A 6,064-nucleotide genomic window follows, 5' to 3' on the forward strand; every position below is an offset into this window, starting at 1 on the left:
GACTGCCATCAGTCGCTCAGTTCAGTGCCAGACGCACAGCCCGAGTGCTGCTCAGCGTCTGATTCTATTGCCTCACCGTGCTCTGACTGTGATATGACCCACTGTCAGCCTTACAGCAATTATCTGCCGATAGGGGGCGAGACTTTTTCTGGCATAACAGGCAACCGTCTTATTCCGCAACTGACATCCGCCTACCCAGTCTCACGGACTGAAACCCTGTTCCGTCCACCGATCGTATAAATACCTACCGCAAATCTAACTCGCAGCTTTCAGCCCCATTTTAGGTGTTATATCACCAATGGCAGCCGGTTAGCTCGCGAATCAATTCTGACTTTTTGTAGTGGATGTATTTATGCACAAACGCATACTGCCCCGTGTATTGGGCATGGCGCTATTTGCGTCATGGGCCCCCTCTTTAATTGCAAACCCGGGAACCGCAAACCCGGAACTAAGTAGCCTCATTGACTGGGCTATCACCCACGATCCCGGTAAACAACAACTCCAGTATCAGGCCGATGCAATGACTGATATGGGGATCGCCTCCGGCCAGTGGATGGATCCCAAACTCAAGGTCGGTGTCGGCGGATTACCCGTTGACACCTTTGTTTTCGACGACGACCCGATGACCAATGTGTCTGTCGGACTCATGCAGCAATTTGGCCGCGGCGACACCCTGGCACTAAAGAAACAGCAAAGTACGCAGCAAGCCGATGGCCTGCGCGAGAAAATGGGTGTGCGTGAACTGGATATTAAAAATGCCATCACAACCCAATGGATAGAGCTGGCCTATCTACAACAAGCCCACCAGCTTCTGCGCCAGAACCGAACCCTGTTTACCGAACTGGAACACTTTCTCGGTACCAACTATGGGGTCGGGGCTAATCAAGCTCAGGACATTATCCAGGCACAACTGCAAATCAGCAGAGTGGATGAAAAACTCCAGGCCAACGAACAGATACAGCAGCGGCTTCGCGCCCAACTCTCTGAATGGTTAGGTCAGCAGGCATCAACAGTTACCGCCGACAGCTATCCGCAATGGACGAGCTTAAATACCTACCTCGCAACGGCGCCATCTGATAACTATCAAGTACTGGCTGTCCACCCATCAGTACGCATGGTTGATCAATTAATCGAGAGCGCCGAAACCGGCGTTGATATTGCGCACGAGGCTTACCAGCCTCAGTTCGGGATAGAAGTCATGTACGGCTATAGACAGGCAAATGGCATGAACGGCCAGCCAGCTTCAGATCTGGTCAGTGCATTTCTGACTCTGGATATACCGCTCTTTACCGACAAGCGACAGGATAAAAAACTATCTTCCGCCCAGCACCAGCTAGGAGCCGCCAAATCACAGCGCGATTTAATGCTCCAGCAAATGAACGCCAAAGTCGCGGCATTGCTCATAGACCGCAGCAATATCGAGCAGCGTTTAGCCCGCTACCAAGGCTCGCTGCTGCGTCAGGCCAAAGAGAAAACCCGTGCCATCGAACGAGGCTACCAGAACAACACCAATCAGCTCGATGAGTATATCCGAGCTGCCAGTGATGAGCTGACGATTGAACTGGAACAGGCACGTCTCAATGCCGATCTGCAACTGGCTAATAGCAACCTTGCCTACATGCTGAATAAATTTTAGGAATAAGAATGAAACAATCACTCACTATTGCCGTACTGGCACTCGCAGTCGGCAGCGCCCTGGGCTACTACATCGCTACCGAAACACATTCGGTTGGAGAGCAAGCGGCCACCAGTACCAGCAGCAACGAGCCCCTGTATTGGGTTGCGCCTATGGATCCCAACTACAAACGGGACAAGCCCGGAAAATCCCCGATGGGGATGGATTTGATCCCGGTGTACGAAGAAGATCTGGCTGGAGGAAACAAGGAGCAGGCCGGCACAGTATCCATCTCTCCTGCCGTGGAAAACAGCCTTGGCGTCAAAACGACACAAGTTAACGTACAAAACCTCGAACCAAAGATTGATACAGTCGGTTATGTTTCCTTCGACGAAAGCCAACTATGGCAGATCAACAGCCGGATAAGCGGCTGGATCCAAAAGCTCAATGTGGATGCCATTGGCGAGAAGGTAAATAAGGGCGATGTCCTGTTTGAGGTCTACTCCCCGGATCTGGTACGCGCCCAGGAAGAGTTGCTCAATGCCAAACGGATTGGCAAAGCCGTTCTGGTAAAAGGGGCCAAAGAGCGCCTCGCTTCACTCGGTGTCGATAACAGCCAGATCAATGAAGTCTTGCGCCGTGGAAAAGCCAAAAGAAACATTGCAATCAAAGCCCCGGCTAATGGTGTGATAGCCACACTGAGCGTTCGAAACGGTGCCTATCTATCACCCCAGCAAACCGTAATCAGTGGCGGCTCACTCGATAATGTCTGGGTCGATGCGGAGATCTTCGAACGTCAGGCCCATTGGATCAAGTCCGGTACCTATGCCGACATGCGCATTGATGCCTTGCCGGGCAAGCAGTGGCAGGGGGAAGTAGACTATGTCTATCCCATCCTGGATCCCCAAACCCGTACCCTGCGGGTTCGACTCAAATTTCCCAACCCAGATGGCGAGCTCAAGCCCAATATGTTTGCGAGCCTGACCATGGTACCTCGTAGCAACGACACTGTTATTGCGGTACCGGATCAAGCCGTGATCCGCACAGGCAATATGACCCGCGTTGTACTGGCTCTCGGAGAGGGTAAATACCGCTCTACCCGGATAGAAACCGGCCGTGTCGCAGGCGGTATGGTCGAAGTGCTTAAGGGGCTGACAGCCCAAGACAGCGTTGTTACTTCCGCGCACTTCATGCTGGATTCCGAATCGAGCCAGAGCGCCGATCTAAGCCGGATTGCAGGCACTAAACCAATAGAAACCAACCAGAAAACAGTCAACGCTACTGGTGTGATCCGCAATGTCATGGCGAATCACAAAATGCTGACCATAGAGCATGCTCCTATCGAGCAATGGAGCTGGCCAGCGATGACAATGGACTTCACTGTCGGCGACAGCAGCAACCTGAGCCAATTGAAAAATGGCCAGTCGGTAGACTTCATTCTTGAAAAAAGCAGTGATGGCAAGTTTGTCGTCAGCCGGGTTATTCCTGCCCGGTCCAATAATAGCGTTGATCATAACACTATGGATCACAGCCAAATGGACCACGGTGTTATGAACGGAGGCAACACAGATCATAGCACCATGGATCACAGCACTATGGACCACAGTCAGATGAACCACGGCGAAATGGAACAAGCCACTAAGGCAGGTGCACAATGATTGGAGCGATAATCCGCTGGTCGATTGCAAACCGCTTTCTGGTCCTAATAGCCACTGTCTTTCTGGTCGCCGCTGGCCTGTATAGTGTCAAAAAAACGCCTATTGATGCCATTCCTGACTTGTCTGATGTACAGGTTATTATCAAGACCAGCTATCCGGGACAGGCTCCCCAGGTCGTCGAAGATCAGGTCACCTACCCTCTGACGACGGCCATGCTGGCAGTACCGGGGGCTGAAACTGTCCGGGGCTATTCCTTCTTCGGCGACTCCTATGTCTACATCATTTTCAATGATGAGACAGACATGTACTGGGCTCGCTCGCGGGTGTTGGAATACCTCAGTCAGGTGGCACCGAACCTACCACCTAGCGCCAAGCCGACTCTTGGACCTGATGCAACCGGTGTGGGCTGGATCTTCAGCTATGTCCTCACCGACACAACAGGCCAGCACGATCTCAGTGAGCTAACCAGCCTGCAGGACTGGTTCCTGAAGTACGAACTGCAAACGGTTGATGGTGTCTCGGAGATTGCGACCGTCGGCGGTATGGTCAAGCAGTATCAGGTACAAATTGACCCTGCCAAGCTACGCGCCTATGACCTGACCTTGCAGCAAATCAACATGGCAATTCAGGCAGGAAACCAGGAAGCCGGCGCATCGGTTGTCGAAGTAGCTGAGGCCGAGCATATGGTTCGGGCAACAGGCTATGTCTCCGATATCAAAGACCTGAAAAATCTGCCGCTCAAAGTCACCGCCAAGGGGACACCGCTGCTACTGGGTGATATCGCCGATATTAACCTCGGTCCGCAAATGCGCCGCGGGATCTCTGAGCTGAACGGCAAGGGTGAAGCGGTTGGCGGCGTGATCGTGATGCGATTTGGCGAAAACGCCAGGGAAGTCATCGAGAACGTCAAAGCTAAACTGGCGGAGCTCCAGCGTAGCCTGCCAGAAGGCGTAGAAATTGTGCCGACCTATGATCGCTCGAGCCTGATTGACCGTGCCGTAGACAACCTGTACGAGAAGCTGCTGGAAGAATTTATCGTGGTTGCACTGGTCTGTGCCCTCTTCCTGTTCCACTTCCGTTCGTCACTGGTAGTCATGATCAGCCTGCCGATAGGTATTCTTAGTGCCTTTATCGTAATGCACTGGCAGGGCATCAACGCCAATATCATGTCGCTCGGTGGAATTGCCATCGCCATCGGTGCCATGGTCGACGGTGCTATTGTGATGATCGAAAACGTTCACAAGCATCTCGAACGTACCCCACTGACGGATAAAAACCGCTGGCAGGTGATCGGAAAGGCAGCAGAAGAAGTCGGTACCCCGTTGTTCTTCTCGCTAATCATTATCACCTTGAGCTTTGTACCTGTCTTTGCCCTTGAAGGTCAGGAAGGCAAGATGTTCTCGCCATTGGCCTTCACCAAAACGTATGCCATGGCAGCGTCAGCAGGTCTGGCTATCACTCTGGTACCGGTACTCATGGGTTACTTTATCCGTGGCAAAGTACTGCCTGAACATAAAAACCCGGTAAACAGGGCTGTTATCGGCCTGTACCGTCCGTTACTTAACCTCAGTATGCGGTTCCCAAAAACCATTATCGTCATGGCTATCGCGTTAATGGCCTCCGCCTACTATCCGATACAAAAAATGGGCAGCGAGTTCATTCCACCCCTGGACGAAGGCGATCTGATGTATATGCCGACGACCTATCCGGGCATTTCCATCGGTAAGGCCCGTGAACTATTGCAACAAACCGACAAGCTGATCAAAACCATCCCGGAAGTAAAAACGGTCTGGGGAAAAATTGGCCGGGCTAATACTGCTACCGATCCCGCACCGCTAACCATGATCGAAACCATCATTCAGTTTAAACCGAAGGATGAGTGGCGAGCAGGAGTGACAAATGACAGCCTTCGCCGGGAACTGGACCAGCTCATACAGTTCCCAGGCCTGACCAACGCCTGGGTAATGCCAATCAAAACCCGCATCGATATGCTGGCGACAGGGATAAAGACCCCCATCGGCGTCAAGATTGCCGGTCCTGAGCTTAAGCAGATAGAAGCCATCGGAACCCAGCTCGAAACGGTATTGGAAAGTGTGGAAGGTACAGCCTCTGTCTACGCCGAACGTGTTGCCGGCGGACGTTATATCACCATGGATATTAAACGCCGTGAAGCAGCACGCTACGGCTTGAGCATCAAAGACATTCAGCAGGTGATCAGTACCGCCATCGGGGGAATGAACGTTGGTGAGTCGGTTGAAAGCCTGGAGCGTTATCCGATTAATGTTCGCTACCCGCAAAGCTACCGCGACTCGCTGGTCAAACTGCAAAACCTGCCGCTGGTCACACCGAACGGGGCACGTATTGCGCTAGCCGATGTTGCTGATGTCCGCTTTGAGGACGGTCCGCCGATGATCAAAACCGAAAATGCCCGTCCTAACGGCTGGGTATTCATCGACATTGACGGCCGGGATCTCGGCTCTTATGTCCAGGATGCCCAGCAAAAGGTCGCCCGGGAGTTGAGCTTGCCAGCAGGCTATTCGCTCACTTGGTCCGGTCAGTATGAATATATGGAGCGCGCAAAGGCCAGGTTGAGCGTCGTTGTGCCTGCCACTATCGCCATCATCATGATGCTGCTCTACATGAGCTTCCGACGCGCCGGTGAAGTGTTGATGATCATGGGCACCCTGCCCCTTGCTATGGTTGGCGGCCTCTGGCTAATGGAAATACTCGGCTATAACTTCTCGATTGCCGTCGGTGTCGGTTTCATTGCCTTGGCCGGGGTTGCGGTAGA

General features: G+C 52.8%; 3 protein-coding genes and 1 pseudogene. All 4 read left to right on the plus strand.

Annotated elements, in window-relative coordinates; translation table 11 throughout:
* Positions 1 to 240, plus strand: a pseudogene (locus MHN01_RS13625) (hypothetical protein); the annotation flags it as partial.
* A 112-nt stretch (positions 241 to 352) separates the two neighbouring features.
* Positions 353 to 1,636, plus strand: a complete 1,284-nt coding sequence (locus MHN01_RS13630) for a TolC family protein (protein WP_239411842.1) — start codon at positions 353 to 355, stop codon at positions 1,634 to 1,636.
* A gap of 8 nt (positions 1,637 to 1,644) precedes the next feature.
* Positions 1,645 to 3,273, plus strand: a complete 1,629-nt coding sequence (locus tag MHN01_RS13635; protein WP_239411843.1) for an efflux RND transporter periplasmic adaptor subunit — start codon at positions 1,645 to 1,647, stop codon at positions 3,271 to 3,273.
* Positions 3,270 to 6,064, plus strand: a 2,795-nt coding sequence (locus tag MHN01_RS13640; RefSeq protein ID WP_239411844.1) for an efflux RND transporter permease subunit, incomplete at its 3' end; no start/stop codon positions are given. The genes MHN01_RS13635 and MHN01_RS13640, both read left to right, overlap by 4 nt.

It is taken from the genome of Photobacterium sp. OFAV2-7 (assembly GCF_022347985.1).
Classification (GTDB): Bacteria; Pseudomonadota; Gammaproteobacteria; order Enterobacterales; family Vibrionaceae; genus Photobacterium.

What these genes read in the sequence shown, in the direction of transcription:
- MHN01_RS13630 (WP_239411842.1), top strand. Translation starts at nt 353, where the DNA reads ATGCACAAACGCATACTGCCCCGTGTATTGGGCATGGCGCTATTTGCG.
- MHN01_RS13635 (WP_239411843.1), top strand. Translation starts at nt 1,645, where the DNA reads ATGAAACAATCACTCACTATTGCCGTACTGGCACTCGCAGTCGGCAGC.